The following is a 19,479-nucleotide window of genomic DNA, read 5'->3' on the forward strand; positions in this document are numbered from 1 at the left end:
AAGCTGTCTTCCACGCACCCTCCACAAGGGTGCGGATCAACGGAGGATCACTGCCCATGCTGCACTACGCCGTCGTCTTCTTCGTCATCGCCCTGATTGCCGCCCTGTTCGGTTTCGGCGGCATCGCCGCCAGCGCGGCGGGCATCGCGAAGATCCTGTTCATCCTGTTCGCCATCCTCGCCGTGGCCAGTTTCCTTTTTGGGCTGATCAAGAAACCTTGATTTGAGTGGCGGCTTGATTCAGCGCCACACCGTTCGCTCGCGCTCTTCCACCCATCGAAAGGATCAACATGATTGCCACCACCAAGCCCTTCGGCCCGACAAACACCCTGGCCGACCAGGCTGCGCAAAGCGCCGACAGCGCGATCTCGTCCACCAAGCGCGTCGCCGACGAAGCCCTGGATTCACTTTCGGACAAGGTGCACGACATGAAGGACCAGGCCGCCCCTGCGCTCAATCGCGTTGCCAGCAAGGCCGAAGAATTGGCGCGCCGCAGCGCGGACGCCATGCGCGACACGACCGCCCACCTGAAGGAGCGAGCGCAGCGGGCCTCGGAAGCGACGGTGGGCTACATCAAGGACGAACCCGTCAAGTCCGTGCTGATCGCCGCCGGCGTGGGCGCGGCGGTGGCCGCCGTGGTGACCCTGCTGCTGCGCAACCGCGACTGAACGCGGCACTCGCTGCCTTCACCGCCACAGGGGTTCACCGCAACACGGTGAACCCCTTTTCTTCGCCGCCGTTCGCGGCGCGTCAGCCCAACGCCGGGGTCCATCATGATCCATCCGCTGTTTCGTCTGCTGGTATCCGAGCCCCAACTGATCGCCGATCACGTCGAGGCCTATTCCGAGATGGTGGCCGAAGAAGTCGGCGCCGTCACCGTGCAATGGAAGCGACGAGCGATGCTGCATGCGGTGTCGTTGGCCTGCCTGTTCGTGACCGTGGTACTCGCCGGCGTGGCCGTGATGCTGTGGGCGGTGGTGCCGTTGGAGCGGATGAATTCGCCCTGGGCCTTGCTGATCGCGCCGTGCATTCCGCTGGTGCTGGGACTGTGGGCCCGATCGTCGGCGAAGGCTCCGGTGGGCGGCGAGCGCGGCTTCAGCGCCATCCGTGAACAACTGTCCGCCGACGCTGCGATGCTGCGCAGCGTGACCGCACCATGAGCACGCCGATGCCTCCGGCCGGCGAGTCCGGGCAGTCCCAACCCGCCACGGCGGTGCAGCGCCTGGCCGAGTCACGCGAGCGCATGCGCCAGTACATGCTGCGTGGAGAAGGTCGCGACGAAGCGAGGCGGCGGCGCGCCATGGCGAATGCGCAGGGCCTGCAGTCCCCCTTGTTCGACAGGCTGAGGGCCATGCCGGGCCTGGGCGTGGTGATCGACGCGGTGCAGGCGTGGTGGTCCAACCACCCGCTGCATCCAGTGGTCACGATGGCCGAGGGCGTGATCCGCGAGAGCGCGGCGCCGCTGGCACGCAGGCACCCCATCCTGTTGGTCACAGCGGCCTTTGCCGCCGGTGCTGCCCTCGTTCGCTTCAAGCCATGGCGTCGTCTGGGCAGGACAGCGCTCTTCGCAGGGCTGTTCTCGCAGATCACTTCCCACGTCCTCACGCAGATGCCGTGGGAATCGGTGCTGGACGCGGTGACCGCGTTCGCGCGCAAGGCGCCGCGGGCCCCTGACGACACGGCTGCGGCCCCTGCGCCCGGGCCAGCCGCGAGCGAAGAGATGGTCGGCATGAAGGAAGCGGCATGAACGCGGCTTCGTCCTACAGGGCAAGGGCCATCGCTCCGATGGCCCGGCGCTGACCCTCCCCCTAGAGTTGATTCACTGCGGGCTGCGCCCGACGCGTCCCGATGTCCGTCACGAATTCCAAGGACCAGCCACAATGGATTCACGAACCAAGCTCGAGTTGAACGAGAAGGCCATCGAGGCCGCCAAGCGCAGCCTCGACGACGGCGCGGTGACGCCCAGCTACGGCCCGTGGCGCGACGACATCGTCAAGCTGCTCAACGACGCACTGGCCACCGAGCTGGTGTGCGTGCTTCGCTACAAGCGCCACTACTTCACCGCGCACGGCATCGCATCGCCGCGCATCGCAGAGGAGTTCCTGGAACACGCCAACGCGGAAGCCGGCCATGCCGACCGCATCGCCGAGCGCATCGTTCAGCTGGGCGGCGAACCTGACTTCTCGCCCGACCACCTCTCGCAGCGCAGCCATGCGGAGTACGACGAGTCCAAGGATCTGCGCGACATGCTGCGGTCCAACCTCATCGCGGAACGCGTCGCGGTGGAGACCTACCGCCAGATGATCGAGCTCATCGGCGACAAGGACCCGACCACGCGCCGGCTGCTGGAGGAAGTGCTCAACGATGAAGAAGAGCACGCCGACGAGCTGAAGGACCTGCTCGACGAATGACCTTTTCCGGCTCGGTCCCCTGGGGTGGCGGGACCGGCGCAGCCTTTTCGAGACCGCCCGTTCGTTAGTCAATTCGTTCGATTGAATCGCTTCCAACCATCCAACAGGAGAACACCATGCTCGCACGCACCATCCTCGCCGCCCTCGTCGCCGCCACCTCCATCGCCGCCATCGTCAGCCTGGAAGGCTGCGCGATTGCCCGCGGACAGGAAACGGTCGGCGCCTACGTCGACGACGCGACGATCACCACCCAGGTCAAGGCCCGCTTCGTCGACAACAAGGATGTGGACGCCGGCGCCATCAAGGTCGAGACGCTCAACGGCACGGTGATGCTGTCGGGCTTCGCCAAGAGCAACAACGAACGTGCGACGGCTGAGAGCATCGCCCGCAACGTGAACGGCGTGAAGTCGGTGAAGAACGAGATCGCGATCAGGCCTTGAGCCCCCCAGTCGCTGGCGCTCCTGCCCCCAAGGGGCGCCACCCTGCGGGCTGGCAAAGCCAGTCCCGCGGGCGTTGCTTGATCTGTCGCTTCGCTGCGCTCGCTTGGGTGGGTGGGGCTGGAATGAAAAAGGGTCGCTTGAGGCGACCCTTTTTTACTTAGCGGCCTTGGCCGCGTTGGGCTTTGAAGCCGGGCTTGCCGCCGGGGCGCGGCGCGGGTTTGCCGGCCGGGGCCTTGCGGCCTGCGAAGGTGCCCTTGTCGGCAGGCTTGCGGTCGAAGGCGCCGCGCGATGCGCCGTCGCGGCGATCGAAGGTTCCGTCGTTGCGCGAGGTGAAGGCCTTGTCGCCGCGAGGCTTGAAGGCGTCGTCGCGACGGGGCGCGAAGCCTTCTTCGCGGCGAGGTGCGCCGCCATCATCACGGCGCGCTGCAAAGCCATCATCACGACGCGGTGCAAAGCCGTCGTCACGACGCGGCGCGAAGCCAGCATCGCGGCGCGGGCCAAAGGGCTTGCCACCCGGACGGCGGGGGCCGTCGTTGCCACGGTTGCCGAAGCCCTTGCCAGCGAACTTGTTGTCAGCGGGACGCGGCGGGAACATGCGCGGCTCGGGGTTCTTGGGCTCCAGGCCCGACACCGTCGCCACCGGAATGCTCTGGGTGGTGAATTGCTGGATGCGGCGGATCATGCCGGCGTCCATGCGCTCGGCCAGCGTCACCGCCAGGCCATTGCGGCCGGCGCGGCCCGTGCGGCCGATGCGATGCACGTAGTCTTCGGCCTTCATCGGCAGGCCGTAGTTGATGACGTGGCTGATGGTCGGCACGTCGATGCCACGGGCGGCCACGTCGGTGGCCACCAGCACGCGCAGCTGCTTCAGGCGCAGGCCCTGCAGCACGCGGTTGCGGCGGCCTTGCGGCATGCCGCCGTGCAGCGAAGCGACCTGATGGCCCATGTCGGCCAGGCGGTCGGCCAGCCAGTCGGCGTCGCGCTGGGTGCTGGTGAACACCACGGCCTGTTCCATGTCGCGCTCGGTCAGGATGTGGTCCAGCAGCGCGTTCTTGTGGGTCGAGTTGTCGGCCCAGTGCAGGCGCTGCTCGATGTTCTCGTGCGTGTCGGTGTGCGAGGCGACGTCGATGCGCTGCGCGTTCTTCAGCAGGCTCTCGGCCAGGCGGCCGACGTGGCCGGCGAAGGTGGCGCTGTACATCAGCGTCTGGCGCTCGGCCGGCACGTGCTCGGCAATGGTCTGGATGTCTTCGATGAAGCCCATGTCCAGCATGCGGTCGGCTTCGTCGAGCACCAGCACCTCGACGTGGTCGAGCACGGCCTTGCCGGTGGTGAGGTGGTCGAGCAGGCGGCCGGGGGTGGAGATGAGGATGTCCAGCGGGCCACGCAGCGCCTTGATCTGCGCCGGATAGGGCACGCCGCCGACAACGGTGGCGACGCGCAGGCCCTGCACGTGGCGGCCATAGGTGGAGGCCGCCTTGGCGACCTGGATGGCCAGCTCGCGCGTGGGCGTCAGCACCAGCACGCGGGGGCCGTAGACCACGCCCTTTTCACGGCGCTTGGTGTTGTCGCCGCGGGCGGCCAGGATGCGCTGCAGCGCGGGGAGGATGAAGGAAGCGGTCTTGCCGCTGCCGGTACTGGACGAGACCATCAGGTCGCGTCCCTCGATGGCCGGCGGAATGGCCTTGGACTGGACGTCGGTGGGGGTGTCGTAGCCAGCGTCGGCCACGGCCTTGGAAAGGGCGGCATGCAGGCCCAGGGAATCGAAACTCATCGTCTTCTTTCAAGCAAAAGCAGTGCGTGGCGCCGCCCACGGGCGAAACGCAACAACGCACCGGCGCGCCCGCACGCGGGAGCGCCTTGGTCAGGTCGCTGGGAGAACGTTCTGAAGGGAACAGTCAAAGCGACGGCATCGCCGCCAACCGTTGCCCGCGCCGCCGCGAATGGACGGACGCTTCAGGAAATCGAACCAGGCCGACGGCATGCGTGGGTGGCTCGAAAGAGGTCAGAGGGGATGAACGAATGCGCTGACTTCCAGCCGGAAGCCAGCGCAGCCTTTGATTCTACCAAGAATCCTCGGGTTTGCCCCAGGTTTTTCTTGACCAGGGTCCGAGAAGTTCCTCACACCGCCAGCAGATGCTGCCGGTAGTACACCAGTTCGTCGATGGATTCGTGAATGTCGGCAAGCGCCGTATGCGCCTGCGCCTTCTTGAAGCCGCCCATGATGTCGGGCTTCCAGCGGCGCGCCAGCTCCTTGAGCGTGCTCACGTCCAGGTTGCGGTAGTGGAAGAAGGCTTCCAGCTTGGGCATGTAGTTGGCGAGGAAGCGACGGTCCTGGCAGATGCTGTTGCCGCACATCGGCGATTTGCTGGAGCCAACATACTTCTTCAGGAATTCGATGCACAGCGCCTCGGCCTGGGCCTCGTCGACGGTGGAAGCCTTCACCCGGTCGATCAAGCCGCTCTTGCCGTGGGTGCCCTTGTTCCAGGCGTCCATGCCATCCAGCGTGGCGTCGCTCTGGTGGATGGCGAACACCGGCCCTTCGACGCGGACGTTCAGCTGCGGATCGGTGACCACCAGGGCGATTTCGATGATGCGATCGCGGTCGGGGTACAGCCCCGTCATTTCCAGGTCGATCCAGACCAGGTTGTGTTCGCTGGCGGCCAGTGCGGTCTCGGACATTGTCTTTTCTCCTTGAACCGGCATTCTCGCAGGGCCGGGGATGGCCCTGGCACCGTTTGCGCCAGGCGACCGCGCCGCCTGTGACATCGGCACGCACGACCTACACTCCCGGCCATGACGTCGTTTTCCCTCACCCTGCTCTTCGTGTCGGCGCTGGTCGCCTCGCTGCTGGTCAAGTTCTGGCTGGCGACACGGCAGATGCGGCACGTGGCTGCGCATCGCGGCGCAGTACCGGGCACCTTTGCCCAGACCATTTCCCTCGCTGCGCACCAGAAGGCGGCGGACTACACCCTGGCCAAGGCGCGCTTCGGTCTGCTGAGCACGGCTTTCGGGGCGGCAGTGCTGATCGGCTGGACGCTCATGGGCGGGCTGGACGAACTGAACCAGTTCCTGCTGCAGACCGTGCAACCGCGCTGGGGCGGCATGGCGTACCAGCTGTCGCTCCTCGGCGCGTTCACGCTGGTCGGCGGCATCCTCGAATTGCCCTTCGAGCTCTACAGCACCTTCCGCATCGAGCAGCGCTTCGGTTTCAACCGCCTCACCTGGAAGCTGTACATCGCCGACACGCTCAAGGGCGTGCTGGTCGGCCTGCTGGTGGGCGTGCCGATCGCCGCGCTCATCCTCTGGCTGATGGGCAGTGCCGGCCGCTGGTGGTGGCTGTGGGCCTGGGGGGTGTGGATGGGCTTCAACCTGCTGATGCTGGTGCTCTATCCGACCGTCATCGCGCCGATGTTCAACAAGTTCGAGCCGCTGCCCGACGAATCGCTCAAGGCCCGCGTGCAGGCGCTGATGCAGCGCTGCGGTTTCGCGGCCAAAGGCCTGTTCGTGATGGACGGCAGCAAGCGCTCGGCCCACGCCAACGCCTACTTCACGGGCTTCGGTGCCGCCAAGCGCGTGGTGTTCTTCGACACGCTGCTCAACAAGCTCACGGCAGGCGAGGTCGAGGCCGTGCTGGCACACGAGCTGGGCCACTTCAAGCACCGCCACGTGCAAAAGCGCATCGCGTCGATGTTTGCCTTGAGCCTGGCGGGCTTCGCCCTGCTGGGCTGGCTGTCGGGGCAGGCCTGGTTCTACACCGCCTTCGGTGTGCGCCCGGCCCTGGCAGCCCCCAACGACGCCGTCGCGCTGCTGCTGTTCATGCTGGTGGTGCCGGTCTTCGGCTTCTTCATCTCCCCGCTGTTCGCCCAGTTGTCGCGAAAGCACGAGTTCGAAGCGGACGCCTACGCCTGCGCGCAGGCCAGCGGCACCGACCTCGCGGCGGCCCTGCTCAAGCTGCACGAAGACAACGCATCAACCCTGACGCCCGATCCGATCTACGTGCGCTTCTACTATTCGCATCCGCCGGCCAGTGAACGCCTGGCCGCGCTTCCCCTCACGCCCTCCCACCAAGCCGGGTGACACCATGACGAATCTTCTGCACAGCAAGTGCCAGGCCCTCGAAGGCGGCTCGCCGATGAGCGAATCGGACATCAAGCGCCACCTCAACGAGGTCCCGGGCTGGCACCTCGACAAGGGCTTCATCGAGAAGACCTTCAGCTTCAAGGACTTCCACGAGACCATGGCCTTCCTCAATGCGATGGCGTGGATCTGCCACACGGAGGACCATCACCCCGACCTGCAGGTGAGCTACAGCCGCTGCGTGGTGCGCTTCAACACCCACTCGGTGGGCGGCGTGTCGATCAACGACTTCATCTGCGCGGCGAAGGTGAACGCGCTCGTGGCCTTTGTCGGCTGAGCGCTTCACGAGGGCCTTGCAGTGAGCAAGGTCCAGGTGCCCGACGACGGGCTGGACTTCGGCCTGGTCGTCGCCGGGTATGGCCGCCACTACGTGGTGGAGACGCCCGAAGGCCGGCGCGTGATCTGCCATCCGCGCGGCAAGAAGAGCGAATGCGTGGTGGGCGATCGCCTGCGCTGGCAACCGGCTGGCGACGAGGGCGTCATCGAGCACGTGGAGCCGCGGCGCAACCTGATGTTCCGGCAGGACGAGTGGCGCACCAAGGCGTTTGCAGCCAACCTCGACCAGATCCTCGTGATGGTGGCGGCCAAGCCGGTGTTCAGCGAATCGCAGCTGGCCCGGGCGCTGATCGCGGCGGAGAGCGCCGGCATCGCGGCACACGTGCTGCTGAACAAGGCCGATCTGCCTGAGATCGAGGACGCGCGCGCCCGGCTCGCCCCCTACACGCGCATGGGCTACGAGGTGGTAGAGGTGGCGTTGAAGGCCCGGACCGACGAGGCCCGGGCCACGCTGTCGCCCATGCTGGAAGGCAAGGCCACGCTGGTGCTGGGCCCCAGCGGCGCGGGCAAGAGCACGCTCATCAACCTGCTGGCGCCGGATGCCAAGGCGCAGGTCGGCGAGATATCGCAGGCATTGAACTCGGGCAAGCACACCACCACCAGCACACAGTGGTATTGGCTGGATGCGCAGCGGACGACAGGGCTGATCGACTCCCCCGGCTTCCAGGAATTCGGCCTGCGCCAGGTGACCGCCCAGGACCTTCCGACGCTGATGCCGGACCTGCGCGAGCATCTTCCGGGCTGCCGCTTCTACAACTGCACCCACCAGCACGAGCCCGGCTGCGGTGTGCGTGCAGCGGTGGAACGTGGCGAGATCAGCGAGTCGCGCTATCGGATCTACGGCGAGATCCGCGAGGAGCTGAGCCAGACGCGCTGGTGAGCCGGCTCAGCCGAGGATGTTCGCCAGCGACAGCAAGGCGACCAGCAGCATCCATAGCACCACCGAGCGCCACACCAGGCCGACGATGCTGCGCAGATGAGCCGGCACCGGCACGGCACCTGGCGTCGAACCTTCCGCATCCATCTCGCCGATGGCCCCGCCGCGATCGAAGGTCTTGGACCGGTCCGGTGTCACCCCGGGTGCCGCGCTGCCGCCCAGCTGCACGCCCACGGCGCCGGCAGCCGCCGCGAGGATGATGCCCTCGTTGGGATGCTTCCACAGGCCCGCATCCCGCCGCCAGCAGCTCACCGCCTCCTCGAAGTTGCCGACCACGGCGAAGCCGAAGGCCGTCAGCCGTGCGGGCAGGTGGTCGATGATGCTGAACATGCGCTGCGACAGGGCCATGAGCCGCTCGTTGATCGCCTCGCCCACGGTGCGGTTCTTGTAGGCCCAGTAGCGGCTGGCGAACTCGGCCATGCGGTACAGCACCGCACCGGCCGGGCCCAGGCCGAGCGTCGAGAGCACGACGAACCAGAAGAACACGCCAAACACGTGGCGATGCGCCGCCAGCAGCGAGTGTTCGATGATGTGGCGCAACAGCTCGGTGCGCGGCAGTTCGCTCGCGTCCAGGTGCCGCCATTCGGTCAGCAGCCTGCGGGCCTCGTCCTCGTCGCCGCGCTCCAGCGCATCGCGGATGTCGGTGAAATGGTGGCTGAACTGGCGGAAGCCGAGCGTCACGTAGAGCACGGCCACGTTCCACGCCAGCCCGAGGAAGATGTTGACGTGCACCAGCCCGAGGTAGATGAGCCAGGCCAGGACCGCTGGCGCGATGGTGGTCACGCACCACACCACCCAGGCGTGGTGCGGCTTGCCGGCGTCGAAGTTGCGGCCGGTCCAGCGCATCCATTGGGTGAGCGAATCGTGCACCGGATTGCCACGCGGCAACGGCTTGAGTTGCTCGATGAGCAGTGCGAAGAGGACGGCGAAGAAGCTCATTCGCCGCGAATCATAACGGTGGGATGTGCTGCTTCACGCCGCCAGGAAGCGATAGAAGTTGCGCAGCATCGCCGCCGTCGCTCCCCAGATGAAGTACTGGCGCGCCGCCTCGCTGCGCGCCTGCCACGGCATGGACAGGAATTCGCGCCTGCGGCCGGCGACCTCGATGCCATGGCGCCGGTGGTTGGCCGGCGACATCAGGAAGCCCAGCGGCACCTCGAAGACTTCGGCGACCTCGAAAGGATCGACCTGGATGCTGAACGGGGGCTCGATCAGGGCCACGACAGGGGTGACGACAAAGCCCGTGCCGGTGGTGTACGTGGGCAGCACGCCCAGCACCTCGACGTGGCGGGCATGCAGACCGATTTCCTCCTCCGCTTCGCGCATGGCGGTGGCGACGGCATCGACATCCTCGGGCTCGGCCCGGCCGCCGGGGAAGCTGATCTGGCCCGGGTGGTCGTGCAGGTGGTCGGTGCGTTGGGTGAGGAGGACAGTCACTTCGTCATCGCGCTGCACGAGAGGGACGAGAACGGAAGCGTTGGTGGGTTCGCGGTCGCTGAAGCGGTGTTCGACCACGATCTCAGGCGCCCACGTGGGTGGGGCCTTGAACCGACGGCGCAGGGCGTCGGGCTTCAGCTCGGCAGGAGTGATCGCAGGCAGGTGATCGTCGACGCCGAGGACCGGCAAGGTGGTGGGATCGAAGCTCAGGGCCATCCGGCATTTTCAAACAAAAAGCCGCCTGGAGAGGCGGCTTTGTTGTGTCGAGGAGCGACGATCACTGCAGGCCAACTTTTGCCTACGGCTAAAACTCGCTCCGCGCTTCGCGCGACCTCCGCGACGCGGAGGCTGACTGCGTCAGGCGAGCTTTTCCTTGATGCGAGCCGACTTGCCCGAACGATCGCGGAGGTAGTACAGCTTGGCGCGGCGCACATCGCCGCGGCGCTTGACTTCGATCGAGGCGATCAGCGGGCTGTAGATCTGGAAGGTACGCTCCACGCCTTCGCCGCTGGAGATCTTGCGGACGATGAAGCTGGAGTTCAGGCCGCGGTTGCGCTTGGCAATCACGACGCCTTCGTAGGCCTGCACGCGCTTGCGGGTGCCTTCGACGACGTTCACGTTGACGATGACCGTGTCGCCGGGCGCGAAGGCCGGGATGGTCTTGTTCAGGCGAGCAATTTCTTCTTGCTCGAGGGTCTGGATCAGGTCCATGGTTTCTCCGTGCGATCGTGCCAACGCGGTGTTGAGAATTGGGTTCGGATACGTGGTACCCGGGCCTGGCAGAGGATCGAAAAGCCTTTGATTATAGCGCAAGGCCGGCCAGGAACTTCTCGTCGGCTTTGGTGAGCTTTCCCGCCGCCCGAGCGGCAGCGATCAGGTCGGGCCGGCGCCGGGCGGTCAGCTCCAGCGAGCGTTCCCGCCGCCAGCGGGCGATGTCGGCGTGGTGGCCCGACAGCAGCACCGGCGGCACGGGCTGGGGTTCGCCCTCGCCTGCCAGGACTTCGGGACGGCTGTAGTGCGGGCAATCGAGCAGGCCGTCCGAGAAGCTGTCCTGCTGGTGGGACTGGGCATCGCCCAGCACGCCATCCTGCAGGCGGGCCACGCCATCCAGCAGGGCCAGCGCAGGCAGTTCGCCTCCGGAGAGCACGAAGTCGCCCAGGCTCAGCTCGACGTCCACGTGGCGGTCGAGGAAGCGCTGGTCGATGCCCTCGTACCGCCCGCACAGGAAGATGGCACCGGCGCCAGACGCAAATTCCGTCACGACCTGCTGGTCGATGCGCCGGCCGGTGGGCGTGAAATGCACCACCGGAGCCGAATCGGCCCGGGCCGCACGCACCGCCGCCAAGGCCCGCTCCAACGGCTCGGCCAGCATCACCATGCCAGGCCCGCCGCCATACGGGCGGTCATCCACCCTGCGGTAGTTGTCATCAGCAAAGTCACGCAACTGCCACAGGTGAACCGCCACCTGCCCGGACTCGAACGCGCGCCGCGTCACGCCTTGCGTCAGGTGCGGCGCGAACAGCTCGGGAAACAGGGTGATGGCGTCGAAGCGCATGACTGCGCGGGGTCAGTAGTCCAGGCCCCAGTCGACGGTGATGCGCTTGTCGGCCAGGCTCACGTCGCTCACGTAGGCGGCGACGAAGGGAACCAGCCGCTGCACCGCCTCGTCATTGGGGTCGGCATCCGGCGGCGCGATGCGCAGCACGCTGTGCGGACCAGTATCCAGCAGGCTCACCACGGTACCCAGAGCTTCGCCCTGCAGGTTCACCACGGACATGCCGATGAGATCGACCCAGTAGTACTCGTCGGGTTCGGCGGTCGGGAAGCTGGCGCGGGAGACGAACACCCTGGCGCCCTTGAGCGCTTCTGCGCCGCTGCGGTCAGACACATCCAACGGCAGCGCGACGACGCCATCGCCATGGTGCTTGACCTGGGAAATCTTGAGGAAAGAGGGAATGGCTTCTGCCGCAGGGGCGGGCCGCTTCGGGCCTTGCGGCTCGGGCGGCTTGAGGAACCAGCGCCGCGTGGAGAACAGCGCTTGAGGATCGGCCGCGAAGGGGTGGATCTTGATCCATCCCTTGACGCCCCAGGCGTCGATGATGCGGCCAACCTCGATGGCGTCTTCAGGCCAGGCGGGCGTGTCGCCCGCGGCTTGGGACGCCGTGCTCACGGTACAGCTTAGGCTGCGGCCTTGGCCTGGGCAACCAGGCGAGCCACCGTGGGCGACAGCTGGGCGCCTTGGCTGGCCCAGTAGTCGACGCGGTCGAAAGCCACGCGCAGGGGTTGCTCGGCGCCAGCGGCCACGGGGTTGTAGAAGCCCACGCGCTCGATGAAGCGGCCATCGCGGCGAACGCGCGAGTCAGCAACCACGATGTTGAAGAAAGGACGCTTCTTGGCGCCGCCACGTGCGAGTCGAATCACGACCATGTTGTTTCCTTGAATTGTGAAAACAATCCACCGCACCAGGAGACACTCAGGGCGAGCAGATCAACGACGACCGAGGCCCTACGCCTCGTCCGCCAGCCATTCGGTACCGTAGATACGCCGCAAGACGCGTTGTTTCCAAAGCAGGACTTGGGCCGTCACCGAAACCGCGCATTATAAACTCCAAGAACCTTCCCAGGCCAAACCCATGTCCTCGCCCCTCTTTCTGCGGCCCAGCACGGCCCAAGACCTGCCCGCCATCACCGCCATCTACGCCTGGAACGTGACAAACGGCACGGGCACCTTCGAGTTGGACGCCCCGGACCAGGCCGAGATGACTCGCCGCCGCGACGATGTGCTGTCCAAGGGCCTGCCCTGGCTGGTGGCCGAGCGCGACGGCCAGGTGCTCGGCTACGCCTACGCCAACCACTTCCGACCGCGCAAGGCCTACCGCTTCTGCGTGGAAGACTCGATCTACCTGGCCGACGGCACCCGAGGCCAGGGCATCGGCCGGCTGTTGCTGGCGGAGCTGATGTCGCAGTGCGAGGCACGCGGTGCGCGGCAGATGCTGGCCGTGATCGGCGACTCGAACAACGCCAGCTCCATCGGCGTGCACCGGACGCTGGGCTTCGAACAGACGGGCATCCTCCAATCCGTCGGCTGGAAATTCAACCGCTGGCTGGACGTGGTCCTCATGCAGCGATCGCTGGGCGTGGGCGACAGCCGCGACCCCGTCGACCCGAGCTGACACATGCACATGCGCAAATCCAAAACGCTCACGACCTGGATCGCCGTCATCGGCGGCAGCATGGGTCTGCACCGCTTCTACCTGCACGGCTTTCGCGACCTGTGGGGCTGGCTGTACCCGCTGCCCACGCTGCTGGGCCTGTACGGCGTGCGGCGGGTGCAGGAACTCGGCCAGGACGACATGCTCTCCTGGGCCTTGATTCCGCTGGCCGGCTGTGCCATCGCCGCGGCCATGCTGACGGCCATCGTCTATGGCCTGATGGCCGATGAGAAATGGGACGCCCGCTACAACACCGACGGCCCCGCCACGCACAGCGGCTGGGGTGCGGTGATGGGCGTGATCGTTGCGCTGCTCATCGGCGCGGGCGTGCTGATGGCCACCATCGCCTTCAGCGGCCAGCGCTACTTCGAATACCAGATCGAGGAAGGCCGCAAGATCAGCCAGTGAGGTGAATCAGGGGAACAGCGTGAGGCCCAGCCAGTAAGCGATCGCGGCCACGAAGGCCGAGGCGGGGATCGTGAAGATCCAGGCCCACACGATGTTGCCCGCCACGCCCCAGCGCACCGCCGAAGCGCGCTGCGTTGAGCCCACGCCCACGATGGCGCCGGTGATGGTGTGCGTCGTGGACACCGGAACGCCCAGCGCCGTCGCCATGAACAGGGTGATCGCTCCGCCCGTCTCGGCGCAGAAGCCGCCCACCGGCTTGAGCTTGGTGATCTTCTGGCCCATGGTCTTGACGATGCGCCAGCCGCCGAACATCGTGCCCAGGCCGATGGCCACGTAGCAAACCCAGATCACCCACACCGGGGGCAGCTTGTCGCCGGCCGTGGCGTAGCCTGTGGCGATCAGCAGCATCCAGATGATGCCGATGGTCTTCTGCGCATCGTTGCCGCCATGGCCCAGGCTGTACAAGCCCGCGGACACGAGCTGCAATCGCCGGAACCAGTTGTCCACCCGCAAGGGCGACGAGCGCTTGAACAGGTTCGCCACGATCACCATCAGCAGCGAGCCGAAGGCAAAGCCCAGCAGCGGCGAGAGGAAAATGAAGAGCACCGTCTTCCAGATGCCTGCCGCGATCAGCGAGCTGGCGCCGGCCTTGGCCATCACCGCACCCACGATGCCGCCGATGAGCGCATGAGACGAACTCGACGGAATGCCGTACAACCAGGTGACGACGTTCCACACCAGCGCCCCGACCAGGGCCCCGAACACCACGTGGTGGTCCACCACGCCCGGCAGCACGATGCCCTTGCCGATGGTGGCGGCCACCTTGAGCTGGAAGACGGAGATCGCGATGACGTTGAAGAAGGCGGCGAACACCACCGCCTGCTGGGGCTTGAGCACGCCGGTGGACACGACGGTGGCGATGGAGTTCGCCGCATCGTGGAAGCCGTTCATGAAGTCGAACGCGACGGCCAGGACGACGAGCAGCGTCACGACCCAGAAGGCAGCCTGGATTTTTTCCATCTGAAGAGGAGGCTCGGGTGCCGGGTCAGGAGTTCTCGAGGACCACGCCCTCGATGAGGTTGGCCACGTCCTCGCAGCGGTCGGAGATCGACTCCAGCTGCTCGTAGATGGCCTTGAGCTTGATCAGCTCGCGCACGTCGGTCTCCTCGCGGAAGAGGCGCGACATCGCCGCACGCATCACGCGGTCGGCGTCGGATTCGAGCTTGTCGATCTCTTCGCAGGTCTTGATGGCCGCGGCCGCCGCCTCGTGGTCGCTGAGCTTGGGCAGCAAGGACACCGCATGCTGCACGCGTTCGCAGCACTTGGCGCTCAAGTCGCCCAGGCGCAGGATGTCCTCGGTCATCTTGCGCACGTCGTACAGCAGCATGGTCTCGGTGGCATCCTGCAGCAGGTCGAGGATGTCATCCATCGCGTTGATCAGGCTGTGGATCTGCTCGCGGTCGATGGGCGTGATGAACGTCTTGTGCAGCAGCCGGTTCACCTCGGCGGTGACGCGGTCGGCCTGTCGCTCGGCGTTGCCCACTTCCTGGGTGTACTTCTCGCGCAGGCTGGTGTCGCCGTAGTTCTCGATCAGCAGGATGAAGGAGCGCGCGCCTTCAACAATGAACCCGCCGTGCTGGTTGAACAGCTCGAAAAAATTGCCCTCTCGGGGCAGCAGCTTGCCGAACAGCATCCGGGTCTCCTCGCGGCGCCATGCGCACGGAACCGGCGCGGCGTCATCAATCGGTCAAAACCCGCGAAGTGTAGTTCACGCGGCTGCGGGGTCCAGTACACCGGCCGGTCCGCGGAATTGATCCAGCGCATCGACAAGCCGGCGGAAGTCCTCGTCGTTGCCGGCGGGGTTGAAGCTCTCGGTCGGCACGGTGAGCACCGGCGAGGTGCCATCCGAGCGGAAGTGCTCCACATAGGCATCGCACAGACGCTGCAGGTAGGCGGCGTCGATGTCCTGCTCCATGGCAATGCCCCGCCGGCCGATGCGCTGCAGCAGCGCCTGCGGCTCGGCCTGCAGCCAGATGACCAGGTCCGGCCGGGGCAGGCTCTGCGCCATGTGGCCGTGGATCTGCGTGTACAGGCGGTATTCCTCATCGTCCAGGTTCATGCGGGCGAAGAGTGCGTCCTTGGCGAACACGAAGTCGCTGACGATGCCGCGCGAGAACATGCCCGGCTGGGCAATCTCCTGCATCTGCTTCACACGCTGGAAGAGGAAAAAGAGCTGCGTCTGAAACGCGTAGGCGGTGCGGTCGCGGTAGAAGCGCTCGAGGAAGGGGTTCTCCTCGGCCTTCTCCAGCAGCAGGTCGGCCCCCAGGTGCGCGCCCAGGCGCCGGGCGAGCGAACTCTTGCCCACGCCGATCGGGCCTTCGATGGCGATGTGGCGAAAGCGGTCGAGCAGGTTCGTCATGCGCTGCGGAACACGAAGTACACCGCGCCCACCAGGCACAGGCCCGCCCACACGAAATCCATGCGGAAAGGCTGGTCCATGAAGAACATCGCAAAGGGCACGAACACCAGCAGCGTGATCACCTCCTGCATGATCTTCAGCTGCGCCAGCGTGAGGCCGCCCGCGAATCCGATGCGGTTGCCCGGCACCTGCAACAGGTACTCGAACAGCGCAATGCCCCAGCTCACCAGCGCAGCGATGTACCAGGGCTTGTCGTTGAGATTCTTGAGGTGCCCGTACCAGGCGAAGGTCATGAAGACGTTGGACGCCACCAGCAACAAGGTGGTCTGGACGGAGATGGGCAGGGAGATCATGGGTTGAGCCGTTCGATGCGTTGGTCGGCCACGCGGGGCAGCCAGTCACTGGCGGGGCCGAGGCCCGGGATGCGGATGGACGGCGCCACGTCCAGCAAGGGGCGCAGCACGAAGGCGCGCTCGTGCATGCGCGGGTGCGGCACGGTCAGGTCGTCGCCGTGCATGGCTTGGTCACCGTAGAGCAGCAGGTCCAGGTCGAGCGTGCGCGGTGCGTTGCGCGTGCTGCGCTGGCGGCCATGCCGCTGCTCGATGGCCTGGAGGTGGCGAAGGAGCCCGTGCGCATCCAGCGAAGTGCGCACCAAGGCCACGCCGTTGAGGTAATCCGGCCCAGTCGCATCGATGGGCGCGGTGCGGTAGATCGGCGACACGGCAAGCAGCGTCGTCCCCGGCAGTTCGCTCAAGGCGCGCTCGGCAGCCTGCAGGGTGGCCAAGGCATCCCCGAGATTCGCTCCCAGCGCAATGCACGCCTGCACGCCCGAATCCTGCGGCGCGTCGTCCAACTCCCGCACCCTTTCCGGTTCAGTCCTGCGAGGGCGCAGGCCCTGCACCTGAGCCACCACCGGGCTTGCGTCGACGGCGGCGGCGCTTCTTGGCCGGGTCGCCGGCATCCGATGCCGCACCCGCGGCCGCCTGCGGCGCATGACCCGCAGCCGGCTTCACCCGCTTCGAATGGTCCTGCTCCTTGGCCAGGTCGATCAGCGCGCGGCGCTCTTCATCGTCGCCCAGCGAGAAGTCTTCCCACCACTCGGCCAGCGTGTTGTCGATCTCGCCCGAATCGGCCCGCAGCCGCAGGAAGTCGAAGCCCGCACGGAAGCGCGGCTGCTCCACCAGCGTGAACGGCCCGCTGCCCACGCGGCGGTCGAAGCGCGGTTGCATCATCCAGATCTCGCGCATGTCCGCGGCCAGCTTGCCGCGGCCGGAGATGTCGCCGATGCGGGCGTCGAACACCAGGTCGATGGCCTGCTGCAAGGCCGGGAACGGGGCCTCGCCCTGTCCCTTGAGTTTCTGCCAGCGGTCCAGCACGTCGTGCCACAGCATGCACGCCAGCATGAAGCTGGGTGCGACCGGTTTGTTCTCTCCCACGCGCCGGTCGGTGTCGGCCAGCGCCATCTGCACGAACTTCTCGCGGCCGTCGTGCCGGTGGGCCTCGTCCAGCACCACGTCAAGGATCGGGAACACGCCCTGGTGCAGCCCCTGCTTGCGCAACTCTTCCAGGCTCGCCAGCGAGTGCCCGGTCTGCAGCAGCTTGATCATCTCGTCGAACATGCGCGACTGCGGCACGTTCTCGAGCAGGGACGCCATGGCCTGGATGGGCGCGCGCGTCTTGGGCTCGATCTCGAAGCCCAGCTTGGCGGCGAAGCGCACCACGCGAATGATGCGCACCGGGTCTTCGCGGTAGCGCGTCTCCGGGTCGCCGATCATGCGCAGCAGCTTCTTCTTGGAGTCCTTGATGCCGCCGTGGTAGTCGACCACGATCTCGCGCTGCGGGTCGTAGTACATGGCGTTGACGGTGAAGTCGCGGCGCGCGGCATCCTCGACCTGCGGACCCCAGACGTTGTCGCGCAGCACGCGGCCTTCGGCGTCCACCACGTGGGTCTTGCCGGCGAGTTCGCTCTTGGAGGTCTTCTCGTTGCCGCTCACCGTCTCGGCGGCCGATGCATCCATCATGGCGCGGAAGGTCGAGACCTCGATCACCTCGTGGTCGCGGCCGCGGCCGAACACCACGTGCACGATGCGAAAGCGCCGGCCGATGATGAAGGCGCGGCGGAAGAGGTTCTTCACCTCCTCGGGCGTGGCATTGGTGGCCACGTCGAAGTCCTTGGGGCGCAGGCCCAGCAGCAGGTCGCGCACCGCACCGCCGACGATGTAGGCCTCGAAGCCGGCTTCGGACAGTGTCTGCACCACCTTGATCGCGCGTTCGTCCACGAGCGTGAGATCGATGAGGTGCTCGTCCTTGGCCACCTCGACGCGCTTGCCCAGCGGCGTGGCCTTGGCCTTTCCGTTACCGGCGGCGGCTTCGCCCTTTCCGAGCAGCTTGTTGATGAGCTTCTTGATCATTTGAAGAGGTTCAGGATGCGCCAACCGCGCTCGCCGGCAATGGCTTGGAGCGCCGGCGACGGGTTCGTGGCGACGGGATGCGTGGCGCGCTCGAGCAGCGGCAGGTCGTTGGTCGAGTCGCTGTAGACGCTGGTGCGTTCGAAATCGCTCCAGCGCAGCCCGCGCCCGGCCAGCCATTGCTCGACCCGCGTGACCTTGCCTTCCCGGTAGCTCGGCACGCCGTCGATGCGACCCGTGATGGTACCCCCCGGACCGCGCTCCAGCCGGACGGCGATCAGATCGGCGATGCCGAAGGCCTGCGCGATGGGCGCGGTGACGAATTCGTTGGTGGCCGTGACCAGGGCCACGAGGTCGCCCTGGTCGACGTGGCTTTGCACCAGTTGGCGGGCGCTGTCGTGCATGCGCGGGGTGATGACCTCGGCCATGAACTGCCGGTGGGCGGCAGCGGTTTCCTCGGCCGAATGCTCTCGCAGGGGCTGCGTGGCGAACTCGATGTAGGCGTGCACGTCGAGCTTGCCGGCCTTGTAGGTCTCGAAGAACTCGTCGTTGCGGCGGCGGAATTCCGCCGCGTCCACCCAGCCCAGCCGGGTGACGAACTCGCCCCAGGCGTGGTCGGAATCCAGCGGAATGAGCGTGTCGTCGAGGTCGAAGAGGCAAAGATTCATGAGGAACCCTGGTCGGCCAGCATCTGCTTGAGCAAGGGCACGGTGATGGCGCGCTTGTTGGCCAGCGCGTATTCATCGAGGCCGTCGAGCAGGGCCATGAGGTGCTTGAGGTCGCGGGTGAAGCGGGTGAGGAGGTAGTCCATCACCTCGTCGGAAAGGAACAGGCCGCGGCGGTCCGCCTCGCGGCGCAAGGCCGCGCGGGTCTCCGACTCGGACAGTGGCTGGATCGCCAGCACATGGCCCCAGCCCAGCCGCGTGCGCAAGTCGTCGCGCAGGGGCAGGTCCACGGGCGGCAGGCGGCCGGCGGCGGCAATGGGAATGCCGCGAGTGGTGGCGTCCACGAAGAGCGCGAAGGCCGACTGCTGCTGGTCGGCATCGAACTGGTCGCAGGCGTCGAAGACGATGAGGTCCGTGCGCTCGTCGATGGCCCAGGGCCCGGCATCGGCCGCACTGAACCAGCCGACCTGCCCGCCTTGCAGCTGGAAGCGCTGGGCCAGCGCCTGCAGCAGGTGCGTCTTGCCGCTGCCCGACGGCCCCCACAGGTAGACCGGCGCCGAGCCTGCGTGCACGGCCCGCAGGTGCTCCAGCGCCATGCCGTTGGCGCCCGGCACGAAGGTGTCGAAGCTGTGGACGATGGCGGGGCCGAAGGCGAGCGGAATCTGCTTCAT

Annotated in this window: 27 protein-coding genes; 11 read left to right on the forward strand and 16 right to left on the reverse strand. The window is 66.7% G+C overall.

Translation table 11 applies throughout. From position 1 onward, the window contains the following. Positions 1–56: 56 nt before the first annotated feature. The 6 genes from DZC73_RS02580 (at position 57) to DZC73_RS02605 (ending at position 2,850) form a co-directional block, all read left to right on the forward strand. Complete coding sequence (locus DZC73_RS02580; RefSeq protein WP_124538626.1) at positions 57–221, forward strand: DUF1328 domain-containing protein; 165 nt, start codon at positions 57–59, stop codon at positions 219–221. 68 nt (positions 222–289) lie between these two features. Next, positions 290–667, forward strand: coding sequence for a hypothetical protein (locus DZC73_RS02585; protein WP_124538627.1), 378 nt, complete (start codon positions 290–292; stop codon positions 665–667). A 105-nt stretch (positions 668–772) separates the two neighbouring features. Continuing rightward, positions 773–1,159: a hypothetical protein gene (locus DZC73_RS02590; RefSeq protein ID WP_124538628.1), complete on the forward strand. Its 387-nt coding sequence runs from the start codon at positions 773–775 to the stop codon at positions 1,157–1,159. Next, positions 1,156–1,746, forward strand: a complete 591-nt coding sequence (locus DZC73_RS02595; protein WP_124538629.1) for a hypothetical protein — start codon at positions 1,156–1,158, stop codon at positions 1,744–1,746. The genes DZC73_RS02590 and DZC73_RS02595 overlap by 4 nt, the downstream gene beginning before the upstream one ends. Positions 1,747–1,879: 133 nt before the next feature. Then, positions 1,880–2,410 carry a ferritin-like domain-containing protein gene (locus tag DZC73_RS02600; RefSeq protein WP_124538630.1) on the forward strand — a complete coding sequence of 177 codons (531 nt, stop codon included), beginning with the start codon at positions 1,880–1,882 and terminating at the stop codon, positions 2,408–2,410. Between the two features lie 116 nt (positions 2,411–2,526). Beyond that, positions 2,527–2,850 carry a BON domain-containing protein gene (locus tag DZC73_RS02605; protein WP_124538631.1) on the forward strand — a complete coding sequence of 108 codons (324 nt, stop codon included), beginning with the start codon at positions 2,527–2,529 and terminating at the stop codon, positions 2,848–2,850. Between the two features lie 157 nt (positions 2,851–3,007). Here DZC73_RS02605 and DZC73_RS02610 read toward each other — a convergent pair whose 3' ends face one another. Further along, positions 3,008–4,621, reverse strand: a complete 1,614-nt coding sequence (locus DZC73_RS02610) for a DEAD/DEAH box helicase (protein WP_124538632.1) — start codon at positions 4,619–4,621, stop codon at positions 3,008–3,010. 347 nt (positions 4,622–4,968) lie between these two features. Then, positions 4,969–5,529: an oligoribonuclease gene (orn, locus tag DZC73_RS02615; RefSeq protein WP_124538633.1), complete on the reverse strand. Its 561-nt coding sequence runs from the start codon at positions 5,527–5,529 to the stop codon at positions 4,969–4,971. 114 nt (positions 5,530–5,643) lie between these two features. Here orn and DZC73_RS02620 point away from each other — a divergent pair, with 114 nt between their 5' ends. Genes DZC73_RS02620 through rsgA form a run of 3 tightly spaced genes read left to right on the forward strand, consistent with a single transcriptional unit; the run spans position 5,644 to position 8,203 of the window. Beyond that, positions 5,644–6,927 (forward strand): M48 family metallopeptidase, encoded by a 1,284-nt coding sequence (locus DZC73_RS02620; protein WP_124538634.1) that lies wholly within the window; start codon positions 5,644–5,646, stop codon positions 6,925–6,927. A 4-nt stretch (positions 6,928–6,931) separates the two neighbouring features. After that, positions 6,932–7,264, forward strand: coding sequence for a 4a-hydroxytetrahydrobiopterin dehydratase (locus DZC73_RS02625; RefSeq protein ID WP_124538635.1), 333 nt, complete (start codon positions 6,932–6,934; stop codon positions 7,262–7,264). A gap of 21 nt (positions 7,265–7,285) precedes the next feature. Then, complete coding sequence (rsgA, locus tag DZC73_RS02630; RefSeq protein WP_235834958.1) at positions 7,286–8,203, forward strand: ribosome small subunit-dependent GTPase A; 918 nt, start codon at positions 7,286–7,288, stop codon at positions 8,201–8,203. 6 nt (positions 8,204–8,209) lie between these two features. Here the strand turns inward: rsgA and DZC73_RS02635 are convergent, their stop codons facing one another. The 6 genes from DZC73_RS02635 to rpsP form a co-directional block, all read right to left on the reverse strand. Next, complete coding sequence (locus DZC73_RS02635) at positions 8,210–9,199, reverse strand: CobD/CbiB family protein (protein ID WP_124538636.1); 990 nt, start codon at positions 9,197–9,199, stop codon at positions 8,210–8,212. 33 nt (positions 9,200–9,232) lie between these two features. After that, on the reverse strand, positions 9,233–9,913 hold the full coding sequence (locus DZC73_RS02640) for a CoA pyrophosphatase (RefSeq protein WP_124538637.1): 681 nt from the start codon (positions 9,911–9,913) through the stop codon (positions 9,233–9,235). Positions 9,914–10,054: 141 nt separating this feature from the next. Next, entirely contained in the window at positions 10,055–10,408 is a 354-nt protein-coding gene (gene rplS / locus DZC73_RS02645; protein WP_124538638.1) for a 50S ribosomal protein L19, read from the reverse strand. A 91-nt stretch (positions 10,409–10,499) separates the two neighbouring features. Next, the gene (trmD, locus tag DZC73_RS02650) at positions 10,500–11,252 is read right to left on the reverse strand and encodes a tRNA (guanosine(37)-N1)-methyltransferase TrmD (RefSeq protein ID WP_124538639.1); all 753 of its coding nucleotides are present in this window, start codon (positions 11,250–11,252) and stop codon (positions 10,500–10,502) included. 12 nt (positions 11,253–11,264) lie between these two features. Then, positions 11,265–11,867: a ribosome maturation factor RimM gene (rimM, locus tag DZC73_RS02655; RefSeq protein WP_124538640.1), complete on the reverse strand. Its 603-nt coding sequence runs from the start codon at positions 11,865–11,867 to the stop codon at positions 11,265–11,267. An 8-nt stretch (positions 11,868–11,875) separates the two neighbouring features. Next, a complete protein-coding gene (gene rpsP, locus DZC73_RS02660; protein ID WP_124538641.1) occupies positions 11,876–12,124 on the reverse strand; it encodes a 30S ribosomal protein S16 in 249 nt (82 codons plus the stop codon). Positions 12,125–12,329: 205 nt separating this feature from the next. Between rpsP and DZC73_RS02665 the strand changes: the two genes are divergently transcribed. Then, on the forward strand, positions 12,330–12,869 hold the full coding sequence (locus tag DZC73_RS02665; protein ID WP_124538642.1) for a GNAT family N-acetyltransferase: 540 nt from the start codon (positions 12,330–12,332) through the stop codon (positions 12,867–12,869). Positions 12,870–12,872: 3 nt separating this feature from the next. Beyond that, on the forward strand, positions 12,873–13,316 hold the full coding sequence (locus tag DZC73_RS02670) for a TM2 domain-containing protein (protein WP_198414763.1): 444 nt from the start codon (positions 12,873–12,875) through the stop codon (positions 13,314–13,316). 6 nt (positions 13,317–13,322) lie between these two features. Here DZC73_RS02670 and DZC73_RS02675 read toward each other — a convergent pair whose 3' ends face one another. The 8 genes from DZC73_RS02675 to hda all read right to left on the reverse strand — a co-directional run bounded on the left by DZC73_RS02675 (position 13,323) and on the right by hda (position 19,479). Next, positions 13,323–14,336, reverse strand: a complete 1,014-nt coding sequence (locus DZC73_RS02675) for an inorganic phosphate transporter (RefSeq protein WP_124538644.1) — start codon at positions 14,334–14,336, stop codon at positions 13,323–13,325. Between the two features lie 25 nt (positions 14,337–14,361). After that, positions 14,362–15,009 (reverse strand): DUF47 domain-containing protein, encoded by a 648-nt coding sequence (locus DZC73_RS02680; protein WP_124538645.1) that lies wholly within the window; start codon positions 15,007–15,009, stop codon positions 14,362–14,364. 75 nt (positions 15,010–15,084) lie between these two features. Further along, a complete protein-coding gene (locus DZC73_RS02685; protein WP_124538646.1) occupies positions 15,085–15,735 on the reverse strand; it encodes a deoxynucleoside kinase in 651 nt (216 codons plus the stop codon). Continuing rightward, positions 15,732–16,088 (reverse strand): DMT family protein, encoded by a 357-nt coding sequence (locus DZC73_RS02690; protein ID WP_124538647.1) that lies wholly within the window; start codon positions 16,086–16,088, stop codon positions 15,732–15,734. The genes DZC73_RS02685 and DZC73_RS02690 overlap by 4 nt, the downstream gene beginning before the upstream one ends. Further along, positions 16,085–16,597, reverse strand: a complete 513-nt coding sequence (folK, locus tag DZC73_RS02695) for a 2-amino-4-hydroxy-6-hydroxymethyldihydropteridine diphosphokinase (protein ID WP_235834959.1) — start codon at positions 16,595–16,597, stop codon at positions 16,085–16,087. The genes DZC73_RS02690 and folK overlap by 4 nt, the downstream gene beginning before the upstream one ends. A 10-nt stretch (positions 16,598–16,607) precedes the next feature. Continuing rightward, entirely contained in the window at positions 16,608–18,146 is a 1,539-nt protein-coding gene (gene pcnB / locus DZC73_RS02700) for a polynucleotide adenylyltransferase PcnB (protein WP_124538649.1), read from the reverse strand. Beyond that, a complete protein-coding gene (locus tag DZC73_RS02705) occupies positions 18,143–18,811 on the reverse strand; it encodes a histidinol-phosphatase (RefSeq protein ID WP_124538650.1) in 669 nt (222 codons plus the stop codon). Before DZC73_RS02705 ends, pcnB begins: the two co-directional genes overlap by 4 nt. Beyond that, the gene (gene hda / locus DZC73_RS02710; protein ID WP_124538651.1) at positions 18,808–19,479 is read right to left on the reverse strand and encodes a DnaA regulatory inactivator Hda; all 672 of its coding nucleotides are present in this window, start codon (positions 19,477–19,479) and stop codon (positions 18,808–18,810) included. The genes DZC73_RS02705 and hda overlap by 4 nt, the downstream gene beginning before the upstream one ends.

Origin of the sequence: Rhizobacter terrae (assembly GCF_003852895.1) — a bacterium.
In the GTDB taxonomy this organism is placed as follows: Bacteria; Pseudomonadota; Gammaproteobacteria; order Burkholderiales; family Burkholderiaceae_C; genus Albitalea; species Albitalea terrae.